Source organism: Labrys sp. KB_33_2 (assembly GCF_052114505.1).
GTDB lineage: Bacteria > Pseudomonadota > Alphaproteobacteria > Rhizobiales > Labraceae > Labrys.
In genome coordinates this window covers 17,529-32,780 of record NZ_JBFREW010000015.1, presented here as the reverse complement: position 1 = coordinate 32,780, position 15,252 = coordinate 17,529, and the positions used below count along the sequence as shown (strand labels likewise).

14 protein-coding genes and 1 tRNA gene are annotated in these 15,252 nt (G+C 62.2%); 6 read left to right on the top strand and 9 right to left on the bottom strand.

The window, feature by feature from the left end; all coding sequences use genetic code 11:
• Positions 1–192: 192 nt before the first annotated feature.
• Both AB4037_RS24755 and AB4037_RS24750 read right to left on the bottom strand, forming a co-directional pair.
• Complete coding sequence (locus AB4037_RS24755; RefSeq protein ID WP_434959537.1) at positions 193–735, bottom strand: gamma-glutamylcyclotransferase; 543 nt, start codon at positions 733–735, stop codon at positions 193–195.
• Positions 732–1,610, bottom strand: coding sequence for an N-formylglutamate amidohydrolase (locus tag AB4037_RS24750; protein WP_441773300.1), 879 nt, complete (start codon positions 1,608–1,610; stop codon positions 732–734). Before AB4037_RS24750 ends, AB4037_RS24755 begins: the two co-directional genes overlap by 4 nt.
• 279 nt (positions 1,611–1,889) lie before the next feature.
• On the opposite strand from AB4037_RS24750, the gene cpdR reads away from it, so the two are divergent.
• The 3 genes from cpdR (at position 1,890) to AB4037_RS24735 (ending at position 3,710) form a co-directional block, all read left to right on the top strand.
• Positions 1,890–2,255 carry a cell cycle two-component system response regulator CpdR gene (gene cpdR / locus AB4037_RS24745; RefSeq protein ID WP_105864233.1) on the top strand — a complete coding sequence of 122 codons (366 nt, stop codon included), beginning with the start codon at positions 1,890–1,892 and terminating at the stop codon, positions 2,253–2,255.
• A gap of 78 nt (positions 2,256–2,333) precedes the next feature.
• A tRNA-Val gene (locus AB4037_RS24740) sits at positions 2,334–2,408 on the top strand.
• A gap of 555 nt (positions 2,409–2,963) precedes the next feature.
• On the top strand, positions 2,964–3,710 hold the full coding sequence (locus tag AB4037_RS24735; protein WP_434959539.1) for an outer membrane protein: 747 nt from the start codon (positions 2,964–2,966) through the stop codon (positions 3,708–3,710).
• A gap of 431 nt (positions 3,711–4,141) precedes the next feature.
• Here the strand turns inward: AB4037_RS24735 and AB4037_RS24730 are convergent, their stop codons facing one another.
• Complete coding sequence (locus AB4037_RS24730; RefSeq protein WP_441773299.1) at positions 4,142–5,041, bottom strand: ketopantoate reductase family protein; 900 nt, start codon at positions 5,039–5,041, stop codon at positions 4,142–4,144.
• A 259-nt stretch (positions 5,042–5,300) separates the two neighbouring features.
• On the opposite strand from AB4037_RS24730, the gene AB4037_RS24725 reads away from it, so the two are divergent.
• Positions 5,301–6,653 (top strand): 8-oxoguanine deaminase, encoded by a 1,353-nt coding sequence (locus AB4037_RS24725; RefSeq protein WP_441773298.1) that lies wholly within the window; start codon positions 5,301–5,303, stop codon positions 6,651–6,653.
• A 52-nt stretch (positions 6,654–6,705) separates the two neighbouring features.
• Positions 6,706–8,049 (top strand): uracil-xanthine permease family protein, encoded by a 1,344-nt coding sequence (locus AB4037_RS24720; RefSeq protein ID WP_441773297.1) that lies wholly within the window; start codon positions 6,706–6,708, stop codon positions 8,047–8,049.
• 3 nt (positions 8,050–8,052) lie between these two features.
• On the opposite strand, the gene AB4037_RS24715 is transcribed toward AB4037_RS24720, so the two are convergent.
• Together AB4037_RS24715 and AB4037_RS24710 are read right to left on the bottom strand one after the other, a co-directional pair.
• Positions 8,053–8,529 (bottom strand): NUDIX hydrolase, encoded by a 477-nt coding sequence (locus AB4037_RS24715; RefSeq protein WP_434959543.1) that lies wholly within the window; start codon positions 8,527–8,529, stop codon positions 8,053–8,055.
• A 91-nt stretch (positions 8,530–8,620) separates the two neighbouring features.
• On the bottom strand, positions 8,621–8,992 hold the full coding sequence (locus tag AB4037_RS24710) for a c-type cytochrome (protein WP_441773296.1): 372 nt from the start codon (positions 8,990–8,992) through the stop codon (positions 8,621–8,623).
• A gap of 374 nt (positions 8,993–9,366) precedes the next feature.
• Here AB4037_RS24710 and AB4037_RS24705 point away from each other — a divergent pair, with 374 nt between their 5' ends.
• Positions 9,367–10,143 (top strand): SDR family oxidoreductase, encoded by a 777-nt coding sequence (locus AB4037_RS24705; RefSeq protein WP_441773295.1) that lies wholly within the window; start codon positions 9,367–9,369, stop codon positions 10,141–10,143.
• A gap of 135 nt (positions 10,144–10,278) precedes the next feature.
• Here AB4037_RS24705 and AB4037_RS24700 read toward each other — a convergent pair whose 3' ends face one another.
• The 4 genes from AB4037_RS24700 to AB4037_RS24685 all read right to left on the bottom strand — a co-directional run bounded on the left by AB4037_RS24700 (position 10,279) and on the right by AB4037_RS24685 (position 15,170).
• Positions 10,279–10,974 carry a hypothetical protein gene (locus AB4037_RS24700; RefSeq protein ID WP_441773294.1) on the bottom strand — a complete coding sequence of 232 codons (696 nt, stop codon included), beginning with the start codon at positions 10,972–10,974 and terminating at the stop codon, positions 10,279–10,281.
• A gap of 526 nt (positions 10,975–11,500) precedes the next feature.
• Complete coding sequence (locus AB4037_RS24695; protein ID WP_434959547.1) at positions 11,501–12,460, bottom strand: ABC transporter substrate-binding protein; 960 nt, start codon at positions 12,458–12,460, stop codon at positions 11,501–11,503.
• Positions 12,461–12,657: 197 nt separating this feature from the next.
• The gene (locus tag AB4037_RS24690; protein WP_441773293.1) at positions 12,658–13,659 is read right to left on the bottom strand and encodes an ABC transporter permease; all 1,002 of its coding nucleotides are present in this window, start codon (positions 13,657–13,659) and stop codon (positions 12,658–12,660) included.
• Positions 13,656–15,170, bottom strand: a complete 1,515-nt coding sequence (locus AB4037_RS24685) for a sugar ABC transporter ATP-binding protein (protein ID WP_441773411.1) — start codon at positions 15,168–15,170, stop codon at positions 13,656–13,658. The genes AB4037_RS24690 and AB4037_RS24685 overlap by 4 nt, the downstream gene beginning before the upstream one ends.
• Between the last annotated feature and the right edge of the window lie 82 nt (positions 15,171–15,252).

Below are 15,252 nucleotides of genomic sequence, written 5' to 3'. Positions count from 1 at the left end.
GTCACGAAGCGCTCCCGTCACCATCAGTCCAGCCGAAAAGGCCGATTCGGCTGTTCGTCCAACACAATGTAGGATTAACGTGTCGGTCTTGTGAAGGGGGTATAGCCACCGGCCGCCCCCTTGCCCTTACTCTTTTCCAGGCTGTTAGGGGCAAAAGGTGAAGGAAAACGACCTTCCCCGGATGCGACGGCCTCACCCCCGCAATTGGTGCGAGAGCCAGGCCAAGGTGCGGTCGGGAATGCCGAGTTCGTCGAGATGGTCGTGGGTGGCCAGCACATAATCGGGATTGGCGCCCGAAAGCCCGACGCCGCCGCGCACCACCTCCAGGAGCTGGCGGTCCGGCAGCTTGCCGCAATATTGATGGTGCGCCCGGTCGGCCCGGTAGGCGAGGGCGCGGACATGACGCCCGTCCTCGAGCCGGGCCTCGTGCAGGATCTCGATATAGACGCTGGTGGCCTGCTCGCGCCGGCGCAGATAGTCCACCGTCGCATCCCAGTTCTCGGAAGCGACGCGGAAGGCGACCCCCCGGCAGGAGCCGCCTCGATCGAGGCCGAGCACCAGGCCGGGCTTTTCGGGTGTGCCGCGATGGACATGCGACCAGATGCACAGGGCCCGGTGCAGGCCGCGAATCAGCGCATTCTGACGCTCTTCAAAGGCAAAGCCGGGATTCCACATCAGGGAACCATAGCCGAAGACCCAATTGGCTTCGGGGGCAGGCGAAACGGGCTGGTTCACTCGGCGGCCAGGTGGAATGCATCGAGATAGTGGAAGGGCAGGCCAGCGAGCGTATCGCGCAGCACGGTGAGATCCTGCTTCAGGCGGTCGAAGGCCGGAGCCAAGGAAAAATCCTGCTCGTTCATGTAGATCGAACGGTTGATCTCGATCTGGATGACGTGGAAGCCGGCGCCGGGATTGCCGTAATGCTCGGTGATGTAGCCGCCGGCATAGGGCTTGTTGCGTGCCACCGAATAACCGAGGTTGCGCAGGGCCTCGTCGGCGCAATCCATGATCAGATGCGAGCAACTCGTGCCGTAGCGATCACCCAGCACGATGTCGGCGCGGGGCCTGTCCTCGCGTGCCAGGCCGCAGGACGGCATGGAATGGCAGTCGACCAGCAGCGCCACGCCGAATTCGCGGTGGATCTGGCCGAGCAGGCGGCGTAGCGTGCGGTGATAGGGCTTGTAGAGCTCCTCGATCCGGCGCAGTGCCTCGTCCACCGGCAGGCGGCGGGCGTAGATCTCCTGGTTCTCGCTGACCACGCGCGCCAGTGTGCCCAAGCCGCCGGCCACGCGCAGGGAGCGGGTATTGGCATAGTTCGGCAGCCTGCCGTCGAACATGCGCGGGTCGAGTTCGTAGGGTTCGCGGTTGACGTCCAGAAAGGCGCGGGGAAAGCGCGCGCTCATCACCGCCGAGCCGCTGGCAGCGACATCGGCGAGCAGGAGGTCGACGAAAGCATCCTCGGAGCGGCGCAGGGACAGCGGATCGAGGCGAGATGACTCCAGGAAGGCGCGCGGATAGACCCGTCCCGAATGGGGCGAGTTGAACAGCAAAGGCGCCGCATAGGCCGCAGGCTCGACCACGTCGAAAGGAGGGCTGAGCTCGATGTCCATGCCGTGCACATACTCCAGCGGCGGGTTGCGGCCTCGTCGGCCGCGGCACCTCGAGGGTGCGGCCGGTTCGAACGATGCCGACATCATTCGACAAAATCACGGGCGGGCAAGCATCACAAGCCCCGCCGCATGATTTTTACTTCACCCGTCCCGCACAACAGCCACTGGCGGCATCACGAATTCGGGATTAACTCTATTGCGATGTAAACGGGGCGTTTACCCTGACGACGGTTTATAGAGTTCGAACATGCTCCGGCCCTGCCGGGGATTCGGGACGCCATCATGAACAAGATTCTCCTTGCCGAAGACGACAATGATATGCGCCGCTTCCTGGTGCGCGCCCTGCAGAATGCCGGACATGAGGTGATGTCCTACGATAACGGCCTGTCCGCCTATCATCGGCTGCGGGAAGAACCGTTCGAATTGCTGCTCACCGACATCGTCATGCCGGAAATGGATGGCATCGAGCTGGCCCGCCGGGCCACCGAACTCGATCCCGACATCAAGGTGATGTTCATCACCGGTTTCGCGGCCGTGGCGCTCAACCCCGATTCGCAGGCACCTCGCGACGCCAAGGTGTTGTCCAAGCCCTTCCATCTCAAGGATCTGGTCAACGAAGTCGACAAGCTCCTGAAGGCCGCCTGAACTTCTTTTCAAAATAGCGGGACGAATGGCTTGCATGGCCTAATTCAACCTGCTATCAGGCCGGCCTCCGCAAGCGATGGGCGCGTAGCTCAGCGGGAGAGCACTACGTTGACATCGTAGGGGTCACAGGTTCAATCCCTGTCGCGCCCACCATCGCTTACCAGAAAGAACTGAAGACCCAAGGCATCGCAAACGCGGTGCCTTTTGTTTTTGCCAGGACTCCCGCCGGTGCAGCGTTCCCCGACTCTGTCGAAAGGCCGGGAGCCTTATGTCGGCCTGCGCCTCCGCTCTTCGCTGCAGCATCTGACGGCCTTCGATGAAACTCCCTTCACGACGGCAGGCGGGAGGTGGCGCCGTTATAGGAGTATCCGACGGCCGCAGCCTTTCCAAGGCAAGACCCCGCATGCGTTCAAATACCAGATGTTCGACACTGCCAAGGCAGGAGTCGTGGCTATTTGAGGCAGCAGTGGCCAGGGCGAGTGGGTGGCTTCCCGACCTTGAGGAGTCGAAAAATATACGGGACGAATAAATTTCACGGTTATTTGAAAATATTATACGATATGAATGATGTTTGTTGTAAATTTAGTACATGAATTTTCTTATATTGAATTATCAAAATATATTAAAACTGTTGCTTTAAAATCACATACTTGCAGCCGTGGTCATGATAGGAAAAATTATCGTCCTATTAGATCTGGGTTTGTAGAAATGAAGTTTCGGATTTCGGCAATAGCCTTTCTTCTTGCCACGGCCGGTGCTTCGGCTGCTGACCTGGCGCCCGCCGCAGTAGAGCCGGTGGCTCCTGCAGCCGCTTATAACTGGACAGGCTTCTATGCCGGTATCAATGGCGGCTATGCCTTCGGATCCAGCCACGATGTGACGATGTCGGAACTCTTTCCGGAATCCGACCCCTATACGGACAAGTATGGCAGCCTTTCACCCAAGGGTGGCTTCGGCGGCGTACAGGCCGGCTATAATTGGCAGACGGGCAATTTCGTCCTTGGCCTGGAAGGCGATATCCAGGGGGCCGGTATCAGCGACAAGACTAGCCGCATCGGCGCCACCACGGATTATTTCCTGAGCACCAAGAGCCAGGTCAACTGGTTCGGCACGGTTCGTCCGCGAATCGGCTACGCCTTTGACAACATTTTGATTTATGCGACCGGCGGTTTGGCAGTGGGTGGTGTCAAATACACCCAGAACTACGTCGACGGCGATTACCTCGCGCACGCTCGTACCAACAAGACCAGAGTTGGCTTCGCGGTCGGTGGCGGCGTGGAATACGCCTTCAACGAACACTGGACCGCCAAGCTCGAATACCAATATATCGACCTTGGTCGATCGAAAATCAGTGCGACCGAGATCAATGATGGTGAGCCGACGCAGTACACCATCCACACCAAGCTGCGCACGGATTTCCATACGGTTCGCCTAGGCGTGAACTACAAGTTCTGATCAGGCAATCCCAGGAGATGAACAGCCCGGCACGCGCCGGGCTTTTTGCTTGTGTGCAAACGCGCCGAGCGGGATCGGAATAGCGGCCGCGTGATCGTCGGGATTCCGATTTCACTAGGCGTCTCATCATCGACGGCGGCTGGAACTGGACGTATGTCTGTTCGGGGCGGGCGGAGGGGCCTGGATCCGGAGATCGGGGTCACGATAAAATCACACCCGATGATCAATTCTATTCTCGTAGCCGGTCACTACCCCAGGAGAGACCAGCTTCCAGAGATCCCCGAGCATCATGACCCCGCCGACGAGGCGGGGTTTTCCTTGTCGATCGCGCGCGGGGCCGACAGCGCAATTGGCCCGACGCATTCTGCGATTTCATGGAATCACGTCGAATCGCAAAATGTTTTGACGCGTTTTCCCAATCGAAAAGACGGTCAACCTTTCTTGGAAACGCTCTCGCGCAGTTTTACCAGAGCCCATAGCGCCTGGTTCAGCGGCGCTTCGAGGCCGCGCGTGGCGGCCCGGCGCAGGATGGCACCGTTCAGATCGTCGATTTCCGTGCGCCGGCCCCTGGCGAGATCCTGGGCGGTGGAGGAATATTGCTCGGCCATGCTGGTGCCGAGGCCGAACACGGTGTCCTCCAGCGTCGGGGCCAGGGTGATGCCATGGGCGCCGGCCACGGTACGGCACTCGGCCAGGATCCCCTTCAGCAGCACATCCACGCCTTCGCGCCCGATCAGCCCGCCATAGGGCAGGGCGGCGAGCGCCGAGATGGCATTGAGTGCGCAATTGACCGCGAGCTTGGTCCACAGCGTGCTGGCGACATCCGGCGCAACACGGGCCGCAATGCCGGCGGCGGCGAACAGGGCTGCGAACTCCTCGCTGCGCGGGGAGGGGCCGATCACCATCTTGCCACCGCCCTTGTGGCGGACATAGCCGGCGCCCGGCGCCTCGAGCGCAGCATAGACGGCAACGGGCACGGCCGGCCTGTCGAGGATACGGGCGAGCCTGTCGGCATTGTCGATGCCGTTCTGCAGGCTCCAGACCGAGCAATCGGCACCGATATGAGGAGCGATGGCGACCGCCGCCGCTTCGGTGTCGAAGGATTTCACGCAGAACAATACGAGTTCGGCTCCTGCGACCGCCTCGGGCCTGGTATCGGCAAGAACGGGCACGTGCCGGCGCTCGCCGCCACTTTCGAGCAGCAGCCCGCCATCCCTGACGGCCTCGACCAGGGCCGGGCGTCCGATCAGGGTGACGTTATGGCCGGCCTGGGCCAGCACGGCACCGAAGAAGCAGCCGACGGCGCCGGCCCCCATCACTGCAATCTTCATGATTCGAAGTCCTCGGAAGCGGCGGGCGAATGCGTTGGGGTGTTCGCCTCGTCAAAGCAAATCTCAAGAAAAAAAGTTGACACAGGTGAAAAACTGGTGAGCATGGAAGAAGCTTTGCATTCGTGCACAGCATTGCGAGCAAGCCCGCTCAGCCTTTTCGATGACGATCCGGAGTTCGCACCTCCCGGGACAGGGCTCATAGCGCGAAGGTGGCGAAAGCGCCTTCGGATATGCATGGGAACTGACGGGGAGGAGCTGCATGCTTGCGGATCTACTGGTGCGTGACGCCTATATCTATGTCGATCGAAGCTGGGAGATTGCCAGCGGCTGGATCGCGATCAAGGATAGACGGGTTCAGGCCATCGGCAAGAGTGGTGAGGAGCCGGCCGCGACGAAAGTGGTGTCGGCGCGCGGGCGTCTGGTGACGCCCGGCCTCATCAACGCCCACCACCACATGTATCAGAACCTCACCCGCTCCTACGCGCCGGTGACCAACGGCACCCTGTTCGAGTGGCTGACCGGCCTCTATCCGCTTTGGGCCGATCTCGACGCGGAATCGGTCTATCTGTCGACCTATATCGCCATGGCCGAACTGCTGATGGGCGGTTGCACCACCTCGATGGATCATATGTATGTCCATCCCAAACCCTTCCTGATCGACGCGCAATTGAGGGCCAGCCGGGACATCGGCTTCCGCTTTTATGCGACGCGCGGCTCGATGACCCGCTCGGTCGAGCAGGGCGGCCTGCCGCCGGCTTCGGTGGTGCAGGGCGAGGAGGCCATTCTCGAAGACAGCGTGAGGCTGGTGGAAGCCTATCACGATGCCTCGGCCGGCGCGATGAACCGGGTGGCGCTGGCGCCGTGCTCCCTGTTCTCGGTGACTGAACGGATCATGGTGGAATCGGCCCGGCTCGCCGAAAAATATGATCTTCGCCTGCATACGCATCTGGCCGAGGACCCACAGGAGGACATCTACTGCCAGGAAGTCTATGGCTGCACGCCCACGGAATATTTCGAGCGCGTCGGCTGGGCCAGCAAGCGTTCCTGGGTCGCCCACTACATCTACCCCTCGCAGGACGAGATCGGGCGACTGGCGAAAGCTGGGGTGTGCGCCTGCCAATGCCCCTGCTCTAACATGCTGATCGGCGGCGGGGCTGCCGATGCCATGGGGCTGCGGGCGCGCGGCATGCGCGTCGGCCTGGGCTGCGATGGTTCGGCCTCGACCGATCATGCTTCCCTTTGGCTGGAGGCCCGCACCGCCCTGCTGCTCGGACGTTTCCGCAACGGACCCCATTCGATGTCGGCCCGCGATGCCCTCGACATGGCCACGCGCGGCGGTGCGGCGTGCCTGGGCTGGGATGATGAGATCGGTCATCTGAGGCCGGGGGCCTGCGCCGATCTGGTGGTGTGGGAGATGTCGGATGTCGCACTTGCCGGAGCCCACACCGATCCGGTCGAGGCCTGGCTGCGCTGCGGCCCCGCCATCGCCGGCACCACCATCGTCAATGGTGACATCCTGGTCGAGGCCGGCAAGCCGGTGCTCACTGGTCTGGAGGACGTCCTGCGTGAGCATGCAAAGCATGCCCGCCGGATCCAGCGATTGGCTGCCTAAAACAAAAATACAGCCTCGTCGCTCCGTGCACTTCTTGGGAGGAGCAACTACAATGAAAGGTCTGATCAAAGATCGGCTTGGCGAACACTCGGACCGGGCTGCCGATGACGGCGCCATCGGCGATGTCGAGGCAGTGATGCCGGCCCGGCGCGGGCTGGCGCTGGGCCTGCAGCAGGCCCTAGTTTCCAATGCCTGGCTCGACCCGATTTTCGTCGCTTCCGTCGGCGGTTTTTCCGCGAGTCTGGCCACCAATCTGGTCACCGCGACCTTCCTGGCTGCCGGGATCGTGACGGTGGTGCAGAGCACCAAGCTGGTGCGCCTGCCCATCGTGCAGGGGCCGTCATCGGCCTTTTCGCCGCTCGCCATCGGTTACTACAAAGCCGGGACCATCGCCTCGGCCAGCCTCGGCTTGCTGATCGGTGCTGGCCTGGTCTTTCTCGCAGCCGCCGGGGGCCAACTCGCTAGGCTGCGCCGCCTGCTATCGCCGGCGGTATCCGGTACCATCATCATGCTGGTCGGCATCGCCCTGGCGGGGTTCACTTTCCAGGAGTTCTTCGGCGGACCGGGCATGCCGACTTTCGGCACGCTGCCGAGCCTGGTGTTGGGCTGCCTGACCACGGCTGCCGTCCTGGTCTGTTCCGCGCTCGGTGGCCGGTTGCGCATGTTCGGCTTTCTGATCGCGCTGGTGCTGGGCGATTGCGCCGCCCTGGCTCTCGGCTTGCTGGATTTTTCAGCGGTCGCGACGGCACCCTGGCTCGCCTTGCCGCAATTCCTCCCCTATGGCCCGCTCCATTTCGACCTCGGCATCACCCTGACCATGAGCATCGTCTTCCTGGTCGCGGTGGTCGAGGCAATGGGCATGTATGAAGCAACGGCGCGGCTGACCCGCACGCCGCTGGATGACCGGCGCGTCAATATGGGCATTGCCGGCGAGGCGGGAGGTTCCATGCTGGCCGCCTTGATCGGCGGCTTCGGCACCACGGCCTATGCCCAGAACCTGGGCGTGGTGAAGATCACCGGTGTGGCGAGCCGGCATGTGGTGCGTATCGCCGGCATCATCTTCATCGTGCTGGCTTTCCTGCCGAAGGTGGCTGCCGTGCTGGTGGCGACGCCGGCTGCCGTCATCGGAGGCCTGTTCCTGCCGGCGGCGGGTACGGTGATCATGACGGGCATCCAGCTTGCAAGCCAGGAAAGGGGCAGCGCCATCAAGAATCTGGTGGCACCGCTCGGCCTGATGGCCGGTCTTGGCATTCCCGCGCTATCGAGTTCGTTCAAGGGGCTGCCGCCGCTCCTCGCCGAGATGACCTCACATTCCATTGTGGTCGGGGCCGTGGTGGTGATGGCTGCCGAAATCGTGCTGGTGCGGCTGCCTGCGCTGCTGGGGGCGGCAGACTGAGCGTCAAGGCGTGATGCGCCCCGAGGTCGATGCTTTCGCCAGAACCAAGGCCTCCTGGGCGAGCGTATCGACATCGGTGCTCGCGTAAGCCTGGTTCGCCAGAAGGGCCGGCAGGTCGAACCAGCGCGCTTCCAGGGCATCGTCGGCGGCGACGGCCTCACCGGCCTGCCAGTGGCAGAGCACGCCGACCAGCACATAGTGGTGGCCACCTTCATGGGCCGGACGAGGATCGATGGAATCGAGGGCTGCGAAGGCCTTTACGGCGCGGGCCTTGACGCCGGTTTCCTCCCCGAGTTCGCGCAGGGCCGCCTGCAGCACGCCTTCGCCGGGTTCGATCTTGCCGCCCGGAAAGCCCCACAGGCCCTGGTCGGGCGGATTGGCGCGGCGAACCAGCAGGAATTCCTCGCCGCGCAGCACCACGGCGAGCACGGCGGCGACTGGGCGGGCCGGATTGTCGCTTGTGGCCGGATCCGATGCCATCTCTGATTTCCCTGGAATCGTCTGCGTATCGAAGGGACAGCTATAGGCGCCTTCCGCTTCGGGCGACACCCAGGGCAACGCTCCCGGGTTTTCATTCCTGGTCGGAAGCGGGGTGGGAGCGCAGATAGGCAATGACGTCGGCGCGGGTGGCGGCATCGTTGATCGAGATGGTCATGCGTGCCCCCGGCAGGAAGCGTGCGGGCCCGGCGAGCCAGTGGTCGAGCGTGGCTGCAGACCAGGTCAGGGGTTGTCTTTGCAAGGCCTGGCTGTAGCGGAAGCCAGGGATGCTGCCGGCCCGCCGGCCGTAGACGTCGCCGAGGCGGGGACCGAAGCGATTTTCTCCCAGGGCATGGCAGCCGCTGCAATGCTGCTCGAACACGGTTTGCCCACGGGCGGGATTGCCGGTGACGCTCGACCCGGCTTGCCCTGCCGGAGAGGCGACGGGGAGCAGGGAGGCCAGCAAGGCAAGCCATCCAAGCCATGGTGGAGCCCGGCCTGGAAAGAGAGACCGCAGCCGTTTGGCGCCGGTGGTCGATATGGAGCGTGGCTGGTTTTGCGGAAAATCGAAAGGGGTTGCCATGTGGTGCTCGCAACATGAGGATTTATCGCTTTTATAATGTGATAAATCCTCATGTTTTTGATGTCAAGCGGGACACCTTGTCTGTCGAGGGCTTGTCTCGGCAGGAGTTCGCATGTTCGAGGCGGAGCATGGCAAGAACTGCAGCCTTGCGTGTCCGCCGCGTCCCATGGGCTTGTCGGCTGCCGTTACCCCTGCGAAAAAGCCTGCCTTTATCCGGCGCCGTCCTGGCCGGGGATCAAGAAGCACTGGAAAGCATCATGAAGCTTGGTATCGAAGGAAAATCCGCCATCGTCTGCGCCTCCAGTCGAGGCCTTGGCAAGGCCTGCGCGCTCGCCCTGGCGCGGGAGGGCGTGAATGTGGTGATCAATGGCGTCACGCCTGCCACGCTGGAGAGGACCGCGACCGAGATCCGCGCCGCGACGGGCGCGACGGTCACGCCTGTGATTGCCGATGTCGCCAGCGTGGAGGGACGAAGCAAGCTGCTGGAAGCCTGTCCGCAGCCCGACATCCTGATCAACAATGCCGGCGGCCCGCCGCCGGGAGATTTCCGCCAGTTCGGCCGCGAGCAATGGCTGGCGGCGCTCGATGCCAACATGCTGGCACCGATCGAGCTGATCAAGGCGACGCTGGATGGCATGATCGCGCGCCGCTTCGGGCGCATCGTCAACATCACCTCGGTGACGGTGAAGGCTCCCATCTCCTATCTCGGCCTGTCGAACGGTGCCCGCAGTGGGCTGACCGGTTTCGTCGCCGGTCTCGCACGTGACGTCGCCCGCCATAATGTGACGATCAACAACATCCTGCCGGGCTCTTTCGGCACCGATCGGCTGCGGGACAACGCCGCGGCCTCGGCCAGGCCTGGGCAGACGGCGGAGGAAGTGCTCGCCGAATGGCAGGACGGTGAGGTTTCCGGGCGGTTCGGTGATCCGGACGAACTGGGCGCGGTCTGCGCCTTTCTGGCTGGAACGCAGGCCGGCTATGTCACCCGCCAGAATATTCTGATGGATGGCGGTAATTTTGCCGGATCGTTCTGAGGGGCTGTCGGAACGGCAGGGCGATCGATTGATGCATCACTTTCCCCGGTTCCCCATGCCCCTCAAAAGGAGGGGCCGGCCCTGAAGGCCAGCCCCTCGTCGTGCGCTCAATTCGGTTCGACCTCTTGGATGGGCTCAGAGCTTGGCCAGCATCTGGCACAGCTTGATGAGCTGAGCGTCATATTCGTCGGTGGCGCCGAGAACCATCTTGCAGCGCTTCTTGAGGGCGATGCGCTGGGCGCTGCTCATCGAAGCGAACTGATTGGAGACATTGCCGATATTCACACCTGTGCCGGGGACGCCCGGGGTACCAGGATTTCCCGGAGTGCCCGGCGTTCCGGGCGTGCCAGGTGTCCCCGGGATGCCGGGATTCGTGCCGGGCACGTTCACGCCGACGCCGACATTGACGCCCGTTGCGTTGTTGAGCGAGGCATTGACATTGGCATCAGCGACCGAGGAGTTGACGCCGACATTGGCGTTGACGCCATTATTGGGCGTTGCCGATGCACTGACATTAGCCGTCGCGGCATTGCCGACACTGGCCGTCGTGTTGGAATTCAAGCCGTTGCTGTTGAGGCTGGTGTTGCTGTTGGCATTGACCGGACCCACCTTGGCGCTGACGCCGACATTGACACCGCCGACGGCACCACCGACCGCACCCACGGCGCCGCCAACAGCGTTGCCGAGGCCGCCGACTGCATTGCCGAGACCTCCGCCGTTATTGCCGAAACCACCGCTCAGGGCTGTCTGCGGAGCGACAAGAAACAAAGTAGTCGCTAGTCCAGCAAACATTGCAACCTTGCGCCATTCCTTCCGAAATTGTTTGGGCATGTCGACCTCCACCTGGGAAAACTCGAACATTCAGCTGAGAACTCCGGGGAAAGGAGCCTTGGGTGCTTTCTCGATCGGCCGGAAGCTGACTGTTGCTAACAAAATATGCTAAAAAATAGTAAATCGCAACGTAAATTCATAAATAATAAATCGATTTATCTCGATAAAGTGCGTCATTTCATTTTTTGTACATAGAGTATTTCAAAATATACTTGTAATTTCCCGTGAGTTAGCCATTTGATGAAGGTAGTTTAAGCATAATTATGCTTCCTGTCTCCGGCTATTTCTGCGCGATGTGGCCGAATGTCGTCATGGATAAATTGCGTCTAGAATGTGACACTTCTGGGGCGAAATTGGGCGCCTGGACTCTACCTCTCCAATGATACTTAAGTATTAGATTGTAGCATTGAGGCATGACTGCAATCCCTAATAGGTATTGCCTAATTTGGTATTATTGTACCTTAATCATCGCAATAAAAAAGCCGCCCTGCATCAGGAGGGCGGCATTCGCGTTTGTCATTCTCGCTCAGAACGGCGAGTCAGGGTAGTAGAAATCCTTGGCGTTGTCCTTGGTCACCAGCGTGGCATCGAGAATATAGGAGCCGCGTACGGGCAGCTTGTCGTAGAGACCGGCTGCGGTGAGATCCATCGCGACAGCGACCATGGCAGGCGGATACAACACGTCCGCCGGGATGGTGGCGTCGCCATCCATGACTTTCTTGATCATGTCCTTCATGCCAGCACCGCCGAGCACGAATTTGATGTCGCTGCGGCCGGCCTGCTTGATCGCCTCCAGCACGCCCACAGCCATGTCGTCATCCTGACACCACACCGCATCGATCTTGGGGTGCTTGGTCAGGAAGTCCTGCATGACCTTGAAGGCATCGTCGCGGCTCCAATTGCCGAACTGGCTGTCGATCACCTTGACCTCGGAGCCCTTCAGGCCCTCGTTGAAGGCATTGACGCGTTGCTCGTCGATGACGATGGGCAGGCCGCGGATCACCACGACGTCGCCCTTGCCACCGAGCTTTTCCTTGACGTAGGCGGCCGAGACGGTGCCCAGGCCCGGATTGTTGCCGGCGACGTAGAGATCCTGGATCGGATCGCGCAGGGCGCGGTCCACCACGGTTATGAACACGCCCTTGCCCTTGACCTGGCGAATCGGGTCGGTCAGCTCGTCGGAATTATGCGGCAGCACGACGAGGGCGTTGATGCCCTGCGTGGTCAAGTCCTCGAGGGCGTTGGCCTGCGCCGCGCCGTCGGGAGAGGTCTTTACGATGACCTTGAGGCCTGGATAGCGCGCTTCCAGCGCCTTGGCCTCCTGCTGGGCGTGATAGACCACGCCGCCCGTCCAGCCATGATCGGCGGCTGGGATCGAGACGGCGATGGTCTTGCTGTCGGCGGCTTTGACATCCGTCGTCTGGACCGCTGTGCCGGCAAGTGCGAAGAGACCGGCCGTCATCAGGCCCGTCAGCAATTTGCGCATGATATCCTCGCTAGCGCTTTTCGTTCCCCTAGAGCAAAGCGCGTTTTAGCGGAAACGCTTCTTTGCTCTAATTCTTTGTTTCCAAGCCAATCCAAAGGATTGGCCAGAGCGTCTTTGCGATTCGAAGTGAGTCCGTCTAATCGCAAAACGCATTTGGGGGCGGGTTTGTGCCGCCCACTCCATGTGGGTGGGGTGGCTCAACTCCTCCGGGCGAGCGAGCGCTGCACCAGCATGGCGATGATGATGATGGCGCCTTGCACGGCGCCGACCAGATATTCCGACACGAAATTCGACAGCACCATGATGTTGGAAATCACTTCCAGGATCAGCGCGCCGCAAATGGTGCCCCAAATGCGCCCGACACCGCCGCGCAGCGCCGTGCCGCCGACCACGACCGCCGTGATGGCCTGCAATTCCCAGCCAAGGCCGGTGGTGGAGGTGGTCGAGCCGAGCCTGGGCACATAGACCAGCACGGCGATAGCGACGCACAGGCCCTGGATGATGTAGGTGAGCATGCGCACGCGCCCGACCGAGATGCCGGAATAGCGGGCGACATCCTCGTTGGATCCAACGGCCATGACGTGCCGCCCGAAAGTGGTGCGGTAGAGCAGGAAGGCACCGATAACCGCCACCGCGATGATCACCCAGACCGGGAAGGGCAGGCCGAGAATGGTGCCGAAATAGACTGGGCGGTAATCGGCCCGCAGTTCCATCGACTTCATGGCGATCGAGCCGCCGTCGGCCAGCCAGATCAGCAGCGAACGGAAGATCGCCATGGTGCCGAGCGTGACGATGAAGGGTTCGAGCCTCCCGGCGGTGACGCCCAGGCCGTTGGCGGCGCCGCACAGGGCGCCGAGCAGCAAGGCCAGGATCATGCCGATGGCGAGCAGGGCATAGCCGTCGCCGATATAGGCCTTGTTGAGGAAGAGGATCATCACGCCCGAGACCAGGGCCGCCATCGAGCCGACCGAGAGGTCGAGGCCGCCGGCGGTGATCACGAAGGTGGCGCCGACCGCGATGGTGGCGATGAAGGCGCTGCGGGCCAGGACATTGGTGAGGTTGTCGAGGTCGATGAAGCGGGCATTGACGAAATAGCCGAGCATCATCAGCACGGCGAGTGCCGCGAAGGGCGCGATGGCGCGCAGGTCGAAATCCTGGAAGCGGCTTGCAGCCTTGGTGGGGGCGAGCTCTCCGCTCATATCTGTGCTCTCGCTTCTTCTCTGGAAACGCCGGTGGCATGCACCACGATTTCGGCCTCGGTCATGGTTTCGCCCTTGACCTCGCCGGCAATATGCCCGCCGCGCATCACCAGGATGCGATGGCACACGCCGATCAGTTCCTGCATCTCGGAGGAGATCACGATCACACCCTTGCCCCTGGCGGCGAGGGCGGCGATGAAACGGTAGATCTGTTCCTTGGTGCCGATGTCGATGCCACGAGTGGGTTCGTCGATGATGACGATCCTCGGCTCCAGCAGCATCATCTTGGCGAGCAGCAATTTCTGCTGGTTGCCGCCAGAAAGCTGGCCGGCGAGCAGGGTCTTGGAGCGGGCCCGGATATCAAAATCCTGGAAGGCCTGGTTGAGCGCGCTCCATTCGCTCGCCTTGTCGATGAAGGCGCCCGAGGTGAAGCGATCGAGCGCGGCCAAGGTGAGGTTGGTGCGCAGATCCTGCGCCAGCAACAGGCCCTTGCCCTTGCGATCCTCCGAGAGGTAGACGATGCCGGCCTCCATGGCCTGGCGGGGCTCGCCGAAGTGCACAGGTCGACCCTCGAGCCTGAGGGTGCCCGTAGCGGAACGCAGACCCAGCAACCCTTCGAACAGCTCGGTGCGTCCAGCGCCGACCAAGCCGGCAAAACCGAGGATCTCGCCGGCCTGCAGGCTGAAGCTGGCTTCGGCAACAAAGCCCGGCACGCTGAAATGCTCGACCGCGAGCAGGGGCTCCTTCGAGACCGTCAAGTCCGCATCCGCGATATCCTTGGGCGGATAGAGATTGGCCATGTCGCGCCCCACCATCAACTGCGCCATGTCGATGGGCTGGAGCTCGGTCGTGGGCCTGGTGGCGATCCATTTGCCGTCGCGGAGCACGGTGACGCGGTCGGCGATGGCCTTCACCTCGTTGAGGCGGTGCGAGATGTAGAGAACCGCCGCACCCCTGGCACGGATGGCGGTGATCACCTTCAAGAGGGCCTGCGTCTCCACTGCGGTGAGGGAGGCCGTGGGCTCATCGAAGATCACCACGCGGTGCGGCACCGCCAGGGCGCGGGCGATCTGGACCAATTGGCGCTGGGCGATGGAGAGGCGTTCGACCAGCCTGGTCGGCGCGATCTCAGCCCCGAGCTCGCGAACTGCCCGCGCGGCTTCCTGGTTCATGGCCCGGTCGTCGACCATGAGGCCGCGGCGGACCTCGCGACCGAGGAAGATGTTCTGGGCCACGGTGAGGTGGGGCGCGAGCAGGATCTCCTGATGCACCAGCACGATGCCGCGATGCTCGGCATCGACCGGGCCGGAAAAATGCACCGGCTCGCCATCGATGGCGAGCGTGCCCCGGCTCGGCTGCAGATGGCCGGCGAGGATCTTCATAAGGGTAGACTTGCCGGCACCGTTTTCGCCGATGATGGCGTGAACCTCGCCTGCCTTGAGGTCGAGCGCGATGTTGCTCAGCACCTCGATGGCGCCAAAGCTCTTGGACAGGCCACTGGCAGCCAGCACCGGGACGGTCTGGTTCTGCGCGGCAGCCTTGCTCGCTTCCGCCTGAGACAAATCCGGTTCCTGGTTTTCGTTTCCCGCCAAC

What these genes read in the sequence shown, in the direction of transcription:
- AB4037_RS24725 (WP_441773298.1), top strand. Translation starts at nt 5,301, where the DNA reads ATGCTTGCGGATCTACTGGTGCGTGACGCCTATATCTATGTCGATCGA.
- AB4037_RS24695 (WP_434959547.1), bottom strand. Translation starts at nt 12,460, where the DNA reads ATGCGCAAATTGCTGACGGGCCTGATGACGGCCGGTCTCTTCGCACTT.
- AB4037_RS24750 (WP_441773300.1), bottom strand. Translation starts at nt 1,610, where the DNA reads ATGGACATCGAGCTCAGCCCTCCTTTCGACGTGGTCGAGCCTGCGGCC.
- AB4037_RS24705 (WP_441773295.1), top strand. Translation starts at nt 9,367, where the DNA reads ATGAAGCTTGGTATCGAAGGAAAATCCGCCATCGTCTGCGCCTCCAGT.
- AB4037_RS24715 (WP_434959543.1), bottom strand. Translation starts at nt 8,529, where the DNA reads ATGGCATCGGATCCGGCCACAAGCGACAATCCGGCCCGCCCAGTCGCC.
- AB4037_RS24720 (WP_441773297.1), top strand. Translation starts at nt 6,706, where the DNA reads ATGAAAGGTCTGATCAAAGATCGGCTTGGCGAACACTCGGACCGGGCT.
- AB4037_RS24700 (WP_441773294.1), bottom strand. Translation starts at nt 10,974, where the DNA reads ATGCCCAAACAATTTCGGAAGGAATGGCGCAAGGTTGCAATGTTTGCT.
- AB4037_RS24730 (WP_441773299.1), bottom strand. Translation starts at nt 5,041, where the DNA reads ATGAAGATTGCAGTGATGGGGGCCGGCGCCGTCGGCTGCTTCTTCGGT.
- AB4037_RS24735 (WP_434959539.1), top strand. Translation starts at nt 2,964, where the DNA reads ATGAAGTTTCGGATTTCGGCAATAGCCTTTCTTCTTGCCACGGCCGGT.
- AB4037_RS24690 (WP_441773293.1), bottom strand. Translation starts at nt 13,659, where the DNA reads ATGAGCGGAGAGCTCGCCCCCACCAAGGCTGCAAGCCGCTTCCAGGAT.